This is a genomic window from Murinocardiopsis flavida (assembly GCF_003014485.1).
Taxonomy (GTDB): Bacteria; Actinomycetota; Actinomycetes; order Streptosporangiales; family Streptosporangiaceae; genus Murinocardiopsis; species Murinocardiopsis flavida.
Genome location: NZ_PYGA01000010.1, coordinates 91,139 through 105,484 on the forward strand (window position 1 = coordinate 91,139; position 14,346 = coordinate 105,484).

Below are 14,346 nucleotides of genomic sequence, written 5' to 3' on the forward strand. Positions count from 1 at the left end.
TGTCGCCGATTGGCTCTGTCGTAGCGCAGTGGGGGCGGCGAGTGTGGAGGCATGGCTTCGAACAACGCACCGTCCACCGGCGTCGGCATCCGCCCGTCCTCGCGGACCGTCCACGTCGCCGTCCCCCCGGTCGAGGGCAGCAGCCCGCTGGGGGTCCCCCTGTACCAGGGGCACACGTTCACGTTCCCCGACGCGGACTCCATGGGGGCCGCGTTCGCCGACCCGGGCGGCCCGTTCGTCTACGCCCGCTACAACAACCCCACGGCCCGCGCCCTGGAAGACGCGGTGGCGGGCCTCGAAGGCGGCGCGGCCGCCATCGGCTCGGCGTCCGGCATGGGGTCGATCACCTCGACCCTGTGGGCGCTCCTGCGCCCCGGCGACCACGTGGTCGCGCAGAACCGCCTCTACGGCGGCACCCTCGGCATCCTCGGCGACCTGGACCAGCGCTGGGGTGTGCAGGTGACCCGGGTCGCCGCCGGGGACCCGGCCGCGGTCGAAGCGGCGATCACACCGCGGACGCGCGTCCTGTTCCTGGAGACCATCGCGAACCCGACCGGCGAGGTCGTGGACCTGCCCGCGCTCACGGCCATCGCGGCGCGCAATGGGGTCACCGCCATCGTCGACAACACCTTCGCGACGCCGTTGCTGTGCCGCCCGATCGAGCACGGGGCCGACATCGTCGTCCACTCGGCGACCAAGTACCTGGGCGGCCACTCCGACGTCATCGGCGGCCTGGCCGTGTTCGCCGACGACGCCCTCCACCGCGAGGTCAGGGGACGGACGCTGGAGTTCGGCTCGGTCCTCGACCCGGCCTCGGCGTGGCTGGCCATCCGCGGCTTGCAGACACTCGGCGTGCGGGTGCCCCGGCAGAGCGAGAATGCCCAGACCCTCGCCGAGCGCCTGGCCGAGCACCCGGCGGTCGACACGGTGCACTACCCGGGGCTGCCCGGCCATCCCTCGCACGCGACGGCGCGCGCACTGCTGACGGGCGGGTTCGGCGGGGTGCTGTCGTTCGACCTGGCGGGCGGCGCGGACGCGGGCCGCAAGTTCGTCAACAGCGTGCGCCTGGCCGCGCTGGCGCCGTCCCTCGGCGATGTGCGATCACTGGTCATGCACCCGGCCAGCACCTCGCACCGCAACCTGGACCCCGAGGAGCTGGCGGCGGCGGGGATCGGCCCGGGCCTGGTCCGCGTCAGCACCGGCATCGAAGACGTCGAGGACCTCTGGACAGACCTGGAGCAGGCCCTCGCCTGACGGCCGAGCCGAACCGCCACCCGCGAACGATCCCGCCCCACGAGGGGAAGGCACTCCCGGTTGAGGACGAGGACGACCCTGGGCGCCATCGTTCGGGGGCAAGGGCGTCCCAGAGGCAAGAGCGCCCGGAAGCGCGAGCATCCGGGAGCGAGCGCGCCCGGAAGCACGGGCATCCGGGAGCGAGCGCGCCCCAGAGGCGAGAGCGCCTGGGAGAGCTGGCGTCCGGGGGCAAGGCCGTCCCAGAGGCGAGAGCGCCTGGGAGAGCTGGCGTCCAGGGGCGAGGGCGTCCTTGACCCCAGGGAACAGGAGCCAGGCTGCCGGGAAGCCTGCGCAGCAGCGACGGCCGACACACATCCTGCACGTTGCTCGCCGGGCCCAGCGCCGCACGGAATCCACCGCAACCACGCCCGGACGCCCAGCCCGCCCCATCACCGCAGCGCCCCCGCCGCGCGATCAGTGCGTGGCGGGGCCTGGCGTCGATCCCTGGGGTCTGCTTCGGCCGTCGCTGCTGCGCAGGCTTTCCGGCAGCCTTGCCCAGGTCCGCTGTGGGCACGGACGCTCTCGGCACCTACCCCCGGCACGGAGTCCGGGTCACGACCCACGCCACACGGCACGGAGTCCGGGTCACGGCCCACGCCACACGGCAGCGCCGCACAGAGCAGCAGCCCAGCCCAGTCCACTGCGGCGAGGGAGACCCTCGGCACTCACCTCCCAACTCCAGGCCGAGGACGCGACCGACGCTTGATTCCGGCGCCGGTCAGGACGGGCTGGGCACCGGGTGCGGCGGCGCGGTGGGGGTGGGCGACCAGTGGCCCTCATCGGTGGGCTCCACGGTGTGACCGCCGCCCCCAGACCCGGGCACCTGCGACTCCTCCGGCGTCCAATCGGGTTCGTGCGACGCCGTCGGGTCGGTGACCGGTTCCTCGGTCGGCGGCGGCGTGTTCTCCGCATCCCAGCTGGGACTCGCGCTCGGCGAATCGGAGACGACCCCTGCGGGGTCCGCCGTCTCCGGCGGCGCACCGAGCATCCCGCCCTGCACGATCCAGACGACGACGCCGCCGAGCAGCAGCACCAGCACAGCCGCCATGGCCCATTCCATGGACCGGCGGCGGCTCCCGCGCTTCCGCGGGTCCTGGGCGGTGCCGTCGTTCCCTGCACCGTCGGTGCCTCCGCCGTCGGTGCCTCCGCCGTCGGTCCCTGCTGCGGGGCCTGTGGGCGGCGGTGTGCCGGGCGGCGGGTCGGCCACGGGCTGCGGGCCGCTCAGCTCCGGCGGCACCGCCCACCCGTGCGGGGACGTCCCGCTGTACGGCGGGATCCCGCCGAGAGGCGGCGTGCCACCGGGAGGTGGGGCCTCGCCTTGGGGTGGGGTCCCGCCGTGACCCGGAGTTCCGCCGGGTGGTGCGGTCCCACCTTGGGGAGGAGTGCCCCCTGGGCCTGGGATCCCGCCGGGGGGTACGGCAGGCGGGACGGCTCCCCCGGGCACGACTCCCCCGGCGACGACTCCCCCGGCCGCGCCCGCAGCGCCCGCCGCTCCCGCCGCGCCGGGGGGTGCGGCAGGCGGGACGGCTCCCCCGGGCACGACTCCCCCGGCCGCGCCCGCAGCGCCTGCCGCTCCCGCCGCGCCGCGCAGCGCGGCTCCCCCAGCTCCCCCAGCTCCCCCGGGCGGTGCCGCACCGCCGTGCGGCGGCGTGCCCCCATGCGGGTCCGGTGCGCCCGGTGCCCCACCGCCGGGCGGCGGGGTGCCGCCGCGGGGTTCGGCGAGCTCGGGCGGGACGGCCCAGCCGTGCGGCGACGTACCGCCGTGCGGAACCCCGCCGCCCGTGGCGCCTCCGGCCGCGGGTGCGGCCGCCGCCCCGGACGTTCCCGGGTCGATGACGGTCCCGCTCGGTTCGGAGTCGGCGCGGGTCGCGTCCCCGGCGACCGTGGCACCTTCGGCGCGGGTCGCATCCCCGGCAAGGGTGCCGTCCTCCGCCCGGGCCACCCCTTCGGCAGGCGTCGCCCCCTCCGCGCGGGTCGCGCCCTCGGCGCCGCCGACCGCGTCCTGTCCCCCGCCCGACTGCCCTTCGTCGGCCGCCGCCGCGGCGGCCCCGGCGAGTCCCGCGGCGGCGATCGGCGGCGCCGCGAGTGCGACCATCGCCGCCGTCGGCGCGATCTTGGTCTGCTCCTGCGAGGCCGCGGTGTAGCCGTCGGCAAGGACCATCGTCACCGGCAGCTCCCGCACCGCGACCGGGTCGTGCCCGACGAGCATGCCGAGCACCTGGACCGCCGTCGGGCGCTTTGCCGCGTCCTTGTCGAGGCAGGCGGCGAGCAGCGGGCTCAGCGATTCGGGGACGCCGTCGAGCTTCGGCGGCTTGTGCAGGACCCGGTTGATCACCGCGGTGAGCGTGTCGGCCTTGAACGGTGAGACCCCCGTCGCCGCGAACGCCATGACACCGGCCCAGGCGAACACGTCGATGGGCGCCTCAGCGGGGTCGCCCTGGATCTGCTCCGGCGCCATGTACGCCGGCGTCCCGAGGATGCCGCCCGTCTGGGTGAGCGTGGCGTCGGTGGACCGCGCGATGCCGAAGTCGATCACCCGGGGCCCGTCGGCGCCGAGCAGGACGTTCGCGGGCTTGAAGTCGCGGTGCACCACTCCCGCCTGGTGGATGGCGACCAGCGCGGTGGCGGTGGCGATGGCGAGCCGGTCGAGCGCCGAGCCGGTGCGCGGCCCATCGTTGAGCACGGCCTCGCGCAGCGACGGGCCGTCGATGTACTCGCTCACCACGTAGGGGCGTTCGGCGTCGAGGTCCATGTCGAGGACCGCCGCCGTGCAGAACGCCGCGACGCGCTTGCTGGCGGCGACCTCCTTGGCGAAGCGGGACAGCGCCCGCTTGTCCGAGGCCCAGCCGCTGTTCAGCACTTTGACGGCGACCTGCCCGTGCTTGGGCGCGTAGCTCAGGTAGACGGTCCCTTGACCGCCCTCGCCGATTCGCGCGGTCAGATCGTAGTCGCCGACCCTGGTCGGGTCACCAGGACGAAGCGGACCAGCCATGCGTGTGCTCCCCTCCACGCAATACCGTCCCTGGAAACCGGAAGCCTGGCGGGGGCGGCGCCACCGGGCCTGACAGACCTGACGCCAGAGAACCACGCCCCGCCCCTACCTGAGAGGGCACATTTCCCTAGCCTTTATCAGGCGAGACGGGACACCGAGAACGAACCGGCCCCGCAGCGGACATGGCCAGGGGTTCCCGACTGAATCCCTATGGGGTTTCCGAAGACTCGTGGAGCGGCCGCGTACCCCTGGTGACGTTCTCGACGGTCCCGGCATGACATTCGGCCACGTGAGACGTCTTTCAGTGGGTGTTTCGTTTCCACGCTCCGACGGCGGCGAGACCCGCGCCGGCGACCATGGCGGTCCCGGCCCAGGAGAAGACGCCGCCGACACCGACGGCCTCGATCAGGGGTTGGGCCGCCAGCGGCGAGAGGAACTGGCCGAGGAAGATCCCGGAGATGAGTCCGCTGAGGATGCGGCCACGCCAGGCGGGTGGGGCGAGCTCGGACAGGCGCAGGGTGACGTTGGGGACGGCGAGCCCGACACCGATGCCTCCGAGGAGCAGCCCGGCCGCGGTACCGAACGCCGTGCCGGTGCTGCCGACCAGCAGCCAGCCCGCGCCGAGCAGGGCGACGGCGACTGTCGTGATCGCTGCGAACCGCAGGCGCCGGCGCAGCATCGGGAACCAGAGCGCGCCGAGCGCGCCGGTCAGCGTGCTCCCTGCGAGGACGACACCCACGATGGCCGGCCCGATGCCGAGATCATCCAGCAGGAACGGCACCTGTGTCGGCGCCATGTAGAACGCCATTGTCACGCCGAGCGCCAGGGCGTAGATGCCGAACACGCGGCCGGTCGGCGCTCGCTCACGGCCGGCGGTCACCGCGGGCGTGTCCCGCGGCGTGTCCCGCACGGCGAGGATCGCGAACACCGCGACCACGGCCCCCAGGCTGTAGAGCCAGAACGGGACCCGCCAGCTGACCGTGGCGAGTACTCCGGCCAACGGCAGGAACACCATGCCGCCGAGGCTCGCGAACGCCTGCTGGAGCCCGAGGAAGGATGCCCGCTCCGGCCCGTCGAACCAGTCGGTGATCGTCGCGCTGACCGCCGTCATGACCCCGCCGATGGCGATGCCGAGCAGCGCTCTGGTCACCACCAACAGGGGGAGGTCGGTCACGAAGTACCCGGCGGTGCCGCTGGCCGTGTACAGCACGAGGCTGGACACGAGCAGCGGGCGGCGCCCGATTCGGTCGGCGACCAGGCCGGACACCGGAGCGCTGATGGCGATCATGAGCGAGGTGATCGTCATCGCGAGGCGGACCAGCAGGGACGCCCCGGGCTCGGCGGCGAAGGTCTGCTCCATCGCCGGAAGGCTTGGGGCGACGACGGCCGGCGCCATGATCGTCAACGTCGCAGCGGCGAGGATTGTGCCGCGTGCGAGGCGGGGCGGCGCCATGCGTTCGGCTTGTGTCGTCATGCCACCACGATCGCGCCGCCCTGCTCGCGCTCGCGTCGGTGACAATCACCTACTTGTTCGGATCCGCGCGCAGAATGCACAACGGCGGGCGTGATCCAGGATCACGCCCGCCGGGGGGTCGCTGTGGTTCGTCAGTTTCCGTGCTTGCCGGGCGCGGCGCTGCCGCTGTACTCACCAAGGTCGGAGACCAGTTCGGCGATGTCGGGCATGGTGTCGTACCGGCGCTGGTGGATCTCGGCGATCCTCGCGCCCACCGCCGGGTCCGGATCGTCGGTGATATCGAACGACACGAACTTGTCGATCAGCGGCAACCCGACCCGGTCCATGTCCAGGTGCGCAGGGTGATTCATGTACTCCTCGTAGCCGTCGAGGTCCTCGATCACCGAGACAGCACCGTAATCGTAGTCCCCGCCGATGTCGGGACCCACCACGCGCGCCTTGATAGCAGGGATGGCGTTGATATGCTCGCGCATCTGCGCGAGGCCGGCCTCCCTCTCCTCCTCCGAAACGTCGGGCTTGAGGGTGAAACGGATGCAGTGGTAGATCATCGGACTTCCCTTTCAGTTGGTGGTCACTCGGGCGGTCAGGCCCGGGTGAAAGCGGCGGCGTACTCCTGGGCGAAACCGGTGATATCGCGAGCGGGGCTCCCGGTGAGGTCGGCAACGGACGTGTACACGTCGGCGGCCTCGCCCCTGGCGTAGTGGGCGTAGTCCTCGACGAGGCCGTCGAGCTGCCATGGCGGGAGAAGCCCGGTCAGTGCGGCGGTGAACTGCTCGGCGGGTGCGTCGTGGAAGGCGATGTCCCGCCCGGTGGCGGTGGAGAGCGCCTGGGCGATCTGATCGTGGGTGACGGCGCGGGGTCCGGTCAGCGTGTAGGTGCGGCCGGTGTGCCCGGTGCCGGTCAGCACGGCCGCGGCAGCGTCCGCGATGTCCCTGGTGTCGATGGCGCTGACGGCGGCGCCGCCGATAGGTGCGGCGAACCAGCCCTGGGCGATGGTGCCGGCGAAGCCGAGCAGCGCCTGCATGTAGAGGTTGGGGCGCAGCACAGTGTGGTCGAGGCCGAGCCGCTGGACGTGTGCTTCGACGTCGGCGTGCCAGCGCAGGAACCGCACCGGGGAGTCGGCGCGCGCCGCGTACTGCGAGAGCAGCACGATCCGGTTGACGCCGGCGTCGCGGGCGAGGTCGGCGAATCGGATCTGGAGGTCGGCGGCGTCGGGTGCCGAAGGGCTGTTGAGGAAGGCCGCGTCGACGCCCTTCAGTGCGGCGGTGACTGATTCCGGATCGTGCAGGTCGGCGACGGCGTTCTCCACGCCGGGGACGGGCCGGTCGGGGTCGCGGGTCATCGCGCGGACGGTGACGCCGAGCGTTCGCAGGGCGGGGACCAGAGCGGATCCCACGGTTCCGGTCGCGCCGGTCACGAGCACAGTGGGGGTGTCCATCGAGGTATCTCCATTCGTCGGTGGCACCGGGGGGTGTCCCCGGCACGGTCCTGGGGTCAGCGCGCGCCCGCGGTGGCCCTATCCGCCCGTGTCCTTGCCGTGGGGACGAACGACAGGGCGAGGGCGATGAGGATGAGCGCGGCCACGCCCAGGAACGCGGTCGTGAACTCGATGTCGTCGTTCGCCCCGGCGGCGCCGACGGAGATCCCGATGAGTACTGCGAGCCCGACAGCGCTGCCCACCTGCTGTGCGGCGTTGATCAGACCGCTGAGCAGGCCCGATTCGCCTTCCCTGCTGTCGCGCACCGCCATCGCGGTGGCGGAGACGGAGCCGAGCCCGAGGCCGGTGCCGGTCAGCAGGAACGCGCCCAGCAGACTGGCGGAGAAGCCGCTGGTCGTCGGATCCACCGCCAGCCACAGGAGGCCGACGAGCAGAACGGCGAGACCGGCCGGCAGCGCGCGGCCCAGCCCGATGCGCTTGGCCAGCATTGGCGCGACGACGCTGCCCACGATGATCATGACGGCGATGGGGATCTGGGCCATCCCGGTCGCCAGCGCACTCATGCCCAGGACCTCCTGCTGGTAGAGGGGCAGGAAGAAGAACACGCCCGTCAGGGTCGCGCCGATCATCATCATCACGACGCTGGCCGTGACCACCGGCCGATTGCGGAAGACTCCGAGCGGGACCAGGGGGTCTGCGGAGCGCTGCTCGGCGATCACGAACGCGGTCAGGGAGGCGAAGCCGACGGTGAGGCCGATGAGCGTGGCGGGCTCGCCCCACCCGGCCTCGGCCGCGGAGACCGTGCCGAGTGCGATGGCGGAGATCCCGACGGTGATGGTGAGGGCGCCGAGCAGATCGAAGCGGCCGGGCCGCCGGGGGAACGACGGCACCGTGCGCCACACGATGACCGCGCTGGTGATGCCGATCGGTATCGGGGTCAGGAACACCGACTGCCAGCCCAGCAGGTCGGTCAGCGTTCCGCCGAGGAAGACGCCGATGAGGCTGCCCGCGCCCGCGACCGCGCCCCAGATGCCCATCGCCCGGGTGCGTTCCGCGCGGGAGGAGTAGAGGGAGAGCACGAGCGCGAGCGCGGCCGGTACCACGATCGCGGACCCGATCCCCTGCCCGACCCGCCCGACGGTCAGCATCGGTCCGCTGACGGCCAGAGCAGAACAGACCGATGCCGCGATGTAGACGGCCATTCCGGTCAGGTACACCTTCCGGCCGCCGAGTACGTCGGCGAGCCGGCCGCCGAGCAGCAGCAGGCCGGCGAACGCCACCAGGTAGCTGTTCACGGCGATCGCGAGTTCGGGGACCGAGAGCCCGAGGCCCTCGCGGATCGCCGGCCCGGCGAGGTTCACCATCGCGCTGTCGAGGATGACCAGGAACATGGAGGCCGCCAGGCCGGCCACCGCCACACCCCGCCGCGCCCGGGGGCGGGCGGGCACCGTGGCCGGTGCGGTTTCGTTGCTCATCATTTCGTCTTTCTCTAGTAGGGATGTGGCGCCGACGAACCCTGCGACGGGCCCACCGAGGACGACGTCACGCCAGGCCGGTGGGGTGAGAGCCCGGAACCGTGCCGCGAGCTCGTGTCTCCATGCAATGACGATCGCGCGGGCACACCCCTGCTCGCGTCGGCGACATTCACCTACTTCGCCTAGGGTTCGCACCATGCCCACGACGTCCCTCCGCTCGCTCATTGGCCGGCACGACGAGATCAATCGCCTCCTTGTCCTCGTGCGCGCCGCGGAACAGGGCGAGGGCGGTGTGCTCGTCCTCCGCGGCGAGCCGGGCATCGGCAAGAGCGCGCTGCTGGACCACCTCGAACACGCGGCACCTGAGGGGTTCCAGATCATTCGCGCGTCGGGGTCGGAGTTCGAGGGTGAGCTGCCGTTCGCGGCGCTGCACCAGCTGTGTGTTCCGGTGCTGGCGCACCTCGAAACGCTGGCGGCCCCCTACCGCGACTCCCTCCTGGTCGCGTTCGGGTTGTCCGACGGCGCGCCGGACCCGTTCCGCGTCGGCCTTGCCGCGCTCGAACTGCTCGCGGCCGCCGCGACGGAACGTCCATTGCTGTGCGTCGTCGATGACGCGCACTGGATGGACGCCGCCTCGGCGAAGGCGTTGACGTTCCTGGCGAGGCGCATCGCAGCTGAGCCGATCGCGATGGTGTTCGCGGCCCGCCACCAGGACGCCGCCCGTGGGCTGGACGAGCTGCCCGGGCTGACGGTCGGTGGCCTGAGCGACGCGCATGCGCGCGCGTTGCTGGCCGAGGAGAAGACCACGACGCTCGATGAGCGGGTGCGTGATCGCCTCCTCGCCGAGGCGCGCGGAAACCCGCTGGCCCTGATCGAGTTGCCGAAAGCAGGCGGCTTCGCGCTGCCGACCCCGTCGCCGGTCGCGAGCCGGATCGAGCGGAGCTTCCGGGCCAGGATGGTGGAACTGCCCCTGGACGCACGGCTGCTGCTGATTCTCGCGAGCGCCGATCCCACCGGCGACCCAGGGCTGCTGTGGGCGGCCGCGCTGCGGTTGGACATCGACGTGCCCGTCGCGAGCGCCGCCGCCGAGGCGTCCGGGCTGGTGCGGTTCGACACCCGCGCACGGTTCTGCCACCCGCTGGCGCGCTCTGCCGCATACGGTGCGGCCGAGCCGGAGCGGCGCCAAGCGGCGCATCGGGCACTGGCCGATGCCACCGACCCGGTCGCCGCTCCGGACCGGCGGGCCTGGCACCGTGCTCAGGCCACCACCGGGCCGGACGAACAGGTCGCAACGGAGCTGGAGTCGTCGGCGTCGCGTGCGCAGGCGCGTGGGGGCGTCGCGGCCGCCGCCGCGTTCCTCTCGCGTGCGGCGGCGCTGTCGCTCGCCCCCGGCAAGCAGACCGAGCGCACGCTCGCGGCCGCGCGGGCGACACTCGAAGCGGGCGGAGCGAACGCGGCGGAGGACATGCTCGCCAGCATCGACACCGAGACACTGGATGACCCCCAGCACGCGTCCGTCGACCTGCTGCGCGGGCGGATCGCGTTCGTCCGCGGTGCCGACGGGGTCACCAGAGGGTCGGAACTCATCCTGCGGGCAGGGCAGCGGCTCGCTGCCAGTGATCCGGAACAGTCGCGCAGGTGCTTCGTGGCGGCTCTGGAGATGGGCCTCGTCGTCGGCAGGGCCGCGGGGGTGATGGACAGGGTGCTCGCCGCGGCCCGCTCGGCGCCGCCGGCATCGCGGCCGCCGGATCTGCTCGACGCGCTGGTGCTGTTGAGCACCGAGGGCCACCGTACGGGAGTGCCGGCGCTTCGGCAGGTCCTCACCGGCTGCGATTCCGACTGGACGCGTGTTCCGGCGCTGGCCGCGGTGCTCGCGGGCGAACTGTGGGACCTCGACCTGCACGCGGCGGTCACCGATTGGCTGGTGCGGACCGGGCGGGACACGGGGTCGCCGATGACCATCCGGCTCGGCCTGTCGCAGGTGGCGATATCCGCGGTGTTCGCCGGCGACTTCGGGCGGGCGATGGCCGCGATCGCCGAGGAGGAAGCGATCGCCGATGCCCTCGGCGACCTACCGCAGCTGTACCCGAGAGGGCACCTGGCGGCGATGCGCGGCCGCCGCCAGGAGGTGCTCGACCTGTTCTCCGAGGTGATGAGCCGGGGTACCGGTCAGCTGACCGCGAATGCCCACTGGGCGACGGCCGTGCTGTACAACGGCCTGGGCGACTACCCGGTCGCGCTGGACGCGGCCACGCGAGCCGTGGCGGGCGGCGACCTCTTCCTCACCGGCATCGCGCTGCCCGAGTTGGTGGAGGCCGCGGTCCGGTGCGGCGAGAACGCCGTCGCGCAGTCGGCGCTGGAGTCCCTGATCGAGCGCACGGAGCCCGCGGGAACCGCCTTCGCCCGTGGCGTAGCGGCAGGCGCGCGGGCGCTGGTCAGCGACGCGGAAGCCGACTACGTGGAGGCGCTCGAACACCTGACGGGTAGCTCACTGGCGCTGCACCTCGCACGGGCGCACCTGCGGTACGGGGAGTGGCTGCGCCGGGCGGGTCGTCGTCGCGACGCACGCGAACACCTGCGTACCGCGCACGAGCAGCTGTCGGGGATCGGGCTGGAGGCGTTCGCCCGGCGGGCCGCGGACGAGCTGCGCGCAACCGGGGAAGTGGCCCGCAGTCGCTCCGAGCACACCTACGACCGCCTGACCATGCAGGAGATGCATATCGCGCGCCAGGTCGCGGCGGGCGCGACGTCGAAGGAGGTGGCCACGCGCCTGTTCCTCAGCCCGCGTACGGTGGACGCCCACTTGCGCAACATCTTCCGCAAGCTCGGAATCACGTCGCGCAGGCAGCTCAAGGACATGCCCGACCTAGGGTGACGCGGGCCCGCTCGTGCTGCGTCACGCGGCGTCTGCCCTGTATCGGCGACGCGGCGGCACGTCCTCGCGGTCCGATATCGGGAGAAGTTGGGTGATTCTCACCGACGCGAACCGCGTCGATGTCGCGCGACCGTGTTCGGTGACGCGTGGAGCCTGTCGCTCCAGCCCCAGGGAAGGCGTGCGAATGATCACCGAAATCGACGTGGCAGCACCGGTGGTGGTGCGCTGTGACAACGTCATCGACGCACCGCCGTGGCGCGTGTGGCAGTTGCTCACAGACGTGTCCTCGTGGCCTGACTGGCAACCCGACATCACCGCCGCGGCGGCCGATCGTCCCCTGCGGACGGACAGCACCTTCCGGTGGAGCACAGCCGGGCTGGACATCGAGTTCACCGTGTACGTGCTCCAGCCCCGGCGCCGGATCCTCTGGGGCGGAACCAGCCACGGAATCACCGGCATCCACCTGTGGACGTTCGACACGATCGGTTCTTCGGTGCACGTCCACACAGAGGAGTCATGGGACGGGAACCCGGTACGCTCCGACATCGACGGCACCCGGGCCGCCCTCCGCGAATCCCTGACCGCATGGCTCGGCCACCTCAGGAGGGCCGCGGAGGCCTCCTGACACCGGGGTGATGCGGGTGTGCAGCGGCGGGCGGGCGCCGGCGGCGGCAACTCCTGGCCGCCGACCTGCCCCAGTACCGGCACACCCGCCACGCCCGGCACGCCCGCCACGCCCGCCACGCCCGCCACGCCCGCCACCAAGGAACCTGCACCTGTGCGCATCTCCAGGCCGTGGAATCCGCGGGTTCGGGGCCCGGTTGACTAGGCTTGCGGTGACACCAATGGACAGCGCGCCCCGTTGCGGGGCCTGGACGGGGATTCTGCGATGACGCTCTACCTTCCGCGCACCACCACCTCGCAGATCAGCGAGACGCTGGCGGCCGAGCGGCACAGCGTCGGCGGCGGCGCCATGAACCTGGTGCTGACCCTGATCATCGTCACCAACGAGGCCGACCACTACGACGCGGTGCGCACCGCCACCGAGGCCGGGCACGAGCACCCCTCGCGGATCCTGGCGCTGATCCGGCGCGACCCCGAGGCCGAGTCGGCCATCGACGCCGAGATCCGCCGCCCCGGGACCGCCGGTCCGGGCGAGGCACTGCTGCTGCGCATCTTCGGCCCGCTCGGCGAGCACGTCGACTCCGTGGTGACGCCCCTGCTGGTGCCCGACGCGCCGGCCGTTGTGTGGTGGCCGGGCGAGGGCCCGGCCGACCCCGCGTCCGACCCGGTGGGCCGCCTCGCCCAGCGCCGCATCACCGACGCGCTGCGGGCCGCCGACCCGGTCGCCGACATGATCGGGCGGGTCCGGAACTACCGTCCCGGCGACACCGACCTCACCTGGACCCGGGTCACGCCGTGGCGCTCGCTGCTGGCGTCGACCATGGACCAGCGCATCGGCTGGGTGCGGTCGGCCACGGTCGCCGCCGAACCGCACTTCCCCAGCGCCGACCTGCTCGCGGCGTGGCTGTCGCAGCAGCTCGACGTCCCCGTCGAACGCGAGATCTCCAAGGGGCCGGCGATCACCGGCGCCGTCCTGCACACCGACGAGGGCGACATCTCCATCAACCGGCTCGACGGCCGCGTCGCGTCGCTGACCCGGCCGGGTCAGCCCGAGCAGGCGGTGGCGCTCCCGCTGCGCCGCCCCACGGACGCCCTGACCGAGGAGCTGCGCCGCCTCGACCCCGACGAGATCTACGAGCGTTCCGCCAAGCACATGGCGGAACTCGTCGAGGCGAACGCGTGACCGGCCACCACGCGACTCCGTCGGTTTCGGTGCACGTCAGCGCCGACGACCTGGCGAAGGTCACCGCGGCACGCATCGTCCCCGTCCTGGTCGACGCCCAGTCGGCGCGGGGGGCCGCGTCCATCGTCCTGACCGGCGGCGGCATCGGCACCGCCGTGCTCGCCGAACTCGCGAAGTCCCCCGCGCGCGACGCCGTCGACTGGCGGCGGCTCGACGTGTGGTGGGGCGACGAGCGCTTCCTGCCTTCGGGCGACCCGGAGCGCAACGAGACCGGCGCGCGCGCCGCGCTGCTCGACCACGTCGACCTCGACCCGGCACGGGTGCACCCGATGCCGACGCCCGGCGAGGGCACCCCCGAGGACGGCGCGGCCCGCTACGCCGAGGCCCTGCGCGCCGCGGCCCGGCCGGAGGACCACGCCGACGTCCCGTCCTTCGACATCTGCCTGCTCGGTATCGGCCCCGACACCCACGTCGCCTCGCTGTTCCCCGAGCAGCCCGCGCTGTACGAGGGCGAGCGGACGGTGGTGGCGGTGCACGGCGCGCCGAAACCGCCGCCCACCCGGGTTTCGCTGACCCTGCCCGCCATCGGGGCGGCCCGCGAGGTGTGGCTGCTCGCCTCGGGCGAGGCGAAGGCCGACGCCGTGCGCCTCGCCCTGGGCGCGGCGGGCCCGGTCCAGGTCCCCGCTTCAGGGGCGCGCGGCCGCTCGCGGACCCTGGTCCTCCTCGACCGCGCCGCCGCAGGCCGCCTCCCCGCCGCCCTAGCCGTCCCCGGCCACTCCTGAACGCCCCCGGCGGCAGGCACCGCATCGGGGACGGCACGCGTCCGGCGCCTCGAATCGGCCGACCACCCCCGTACCGCGGTGTGAGGGCGGTCGGACTCCGCGGTTCGCATGATCCCGCTCATCGGACAGGGCCGCCGGGCCGACCGGCCCTGGCAGAAGGGCTGGCGAAGACGGCAGGCGAGACCGCACGTTCGGAGCACGACCGGTCGC

The 14,346-nt window shown here is 73.0% G+C and carries 10 protein-coding genes; 5 read left to right on the plus strand and 5 right to left on the minus strand.

All coding sequences use genetic code 11. From position 1 onward, the window contains the following. The first annotated feature begins 51 nt into the window (after positions 1-51). A complete protein-coding gene (locus CLV63_RS15175; protein ID WP_106583673.1) occupies positions 52-1,254 on the plus strand; it encodes a trans-sulfuration enzyme family protein in 1,203 nt (400 codons plus the stop codon). A gap of 757 nt (positions 1,255-2,011) precedes the next feature. On the opposite strand, the gene CLV63_RS15180 is transcribed toward CLV63_RS15175, so the two are convergent. The 5 genes from CLV63_RS15180 to CLV63_RS15200 all read right to left on the minus strand — a co-directional run bounded on the left by CLV63_RS15180 (position 2,012) and on the right by CLV63_RS15200 (position 8,675). After that, positions 2,012-4,285 carry a serine/threonine-protein kinase gene (locus CLV63_RS15180; RefSeq protein WP_106583674.1) on the minus strand — a complete coding sequence of 758 codons (2,274 nt, stop codon included), beginning with the start codon at positions 4,283-4,285 and terminating at the stop codon, positions 2,012-2,014. 301 nt (positions 4,286-4,586) lie between these two features. After that, on the minus strand, positions 4,587-5,759 hold the full coding sequence (locus CLV63_RS15185) for an MFS transporter (protein ID WP_211301321.1): 1,173 nt from the start codon (positions 5,757-5,759) through the stop codon (positions 4,587-4,589). Between the two features lie 131 nt (positions 5,760-5,890). Continuing rightward, the gene (locus CLV63_RS15190; RefSeq protein ID WP_106583676.1) at positions 5,891-6,307 is read right to left on the minus strand and encodes a Dabb family protein; all 417 of its coding nucleotides are present in this window, start codon (positions 6,305-6,307) and stop codon (positions 5,891-5,893) included. 35 nt (positions 6,308-6,342) lie between these two features. Further along, on the minus strand, positions 6,343-7,197 hold the full coding sequence (locus CLV63_RS15195) for an SDR family oxidoreductase (RefSeq protein WP_106583677.1): 855 nt from the start codon (positions 7,195-7,197) through the stop codon (positions 6,343-6,345). 56 nt (positions 7,198-7,253) lie between these two features. Next, positions 7,254-8,675, minus strand: a complete 1,422-nt coding sequence (locus CLV63_RS15200; RefSeq protein WP_245928835.1) for an MFS transporter — start codon at positions 8,673-8,675, stop codon at positions 7,254-7,256. A gap of 193 nt (positions 8,676-8,868) precedes the next feature. Between CLV63_RS15200 and CLV63_RS15205 the strand changes: the two genes are divergently transcribed. The 4 genes from CLV63_RS15205 to pgl all read left to right on the plus strand — a co-directional run bounded on the left by CLV63_RS15205 (position 8,869) and on the right by pgl (position 14,136). Further along, on the plus strand, positions 8,869-11,547 hold the full coding sequence (locus tag CLV63_RS15205) for an AAA family ATPase (RefSeq protein ID WP_106583679.1): 2,679 nt from the start codon (positions 8,869-8,871) through the stop codon (positions 11,545-11,547). Between the two features lie 184 nt (positions 11,548-11,731). Then, positions 11,732-12,172 carry an SRPBCC family protein gene (locus CLV63_RS15210; protein WP_106583680.1) on the plus strand — a complete coding sequence of 147 codons (441 nt, stop codon included), beginning with the start codon at positions 11,732-11,734 and terminating at the stop codon, positions 12,170-12,172. A gap of 264 nt (positions 12,173-12,436) precedes the next feature. Next, positions 12,437-13,354, plus strand: a complete 918-nt coding sequence (locus tag CLV63_RS15220; RefSeq protein ID WP_106583682.1) for a glucose-6-phosphate dehydrogenase assembly protein OpcA — start codon at positions 12,437-12,439, stop codon at positions 13,352-13,354. Beyond that, positions 13,351-14,136, plus strand: a complete 786-nt coding sequence (pgl, locus tag CLV63_RS15225) for a 6-phosphogluconolactonase (RefSeq protein WP_106583683.1) — start codon at positions 13,351-13,353, stop codon at positions 14,134-14,136. The genes CLV63_RS15220 and pgl overlap by 4 nt, the downstream gene beginning before the upstream one ends. The last annotated feature ends 210 nt before the right edge of the window (positions 14,137-14,346 follow it).

What these genes read in the sequence shown, in the direction of transcription:
- CLV63_RS15195 (WP_106583677.1), bottom strand. Translation starts at nt 7,197, where the DNA reads ATGGACACCCCCACTGTGCTCGTGACCGGCGCGACCGGAACCGTGGGA.
- CLV63_RS15220 (WP_106583682.1), top strand. Translation starts at nt 12,437, where the DNA reads ATGACGCTCTACCTTCCGCGCACCACCACCTCGCAGATCAGCGAGACG.
- CLV63_RS15190 (WP_106583676.1), bottom strand. Translation starts at nt 6,307, where the DNA reads ATGATCTACCACTGCATCCGTTTCACCCTCAAGCCCGACGTTTCGGAG.
- CLV63_RS15205 (WP_106583679.1), top strand. Translation starts at nt 8,869, where the DNA reads ATGCCCACGACGTCCCTCCGCTCGCTCATTGGCCGGCACGACGAGATC.
- CLV63_RS15180 (WP_106583674.1), bottom strand. Translation starts at nt 4,285, where the DNA reads ATGGCTGGTCCGCTTCGTCCTGGTGACCCGACCAGGGTCGGCGACTAC.
- CLV63_RS15200 (WP_245928835.1), bottom strand. Translation starts at nt 8,675, where the DNA reads ATGATGAGCAACGAAACCGCACCGGCCACGGTGCCCGCCCGCCCCCGG.
- CLV63_RS15185 (WP_211301321.1), bottom strand. Translation starts at nt 5,759, where the DNA reads ATGACGACACAAGCCGAACGCATGGCGCCGCCCCGCCTCGCACGCGGC.
- CLV63_RS15210 (WP_106583680.1), top strand. Translation starts at nt 11,732, where the DNA reads ATGATCACCGAAATCGACGTGGCAGCACCGGTGGTGGTGCGCTGTGAC.
- CLV63_RS15175 (WP_106583673.1), top strand. Translation starts at nt 52, where the DNA reads ATGGCTTCGAACAACGCACCGTCCACCGGCGTCGGCATCCGCCCGTCC.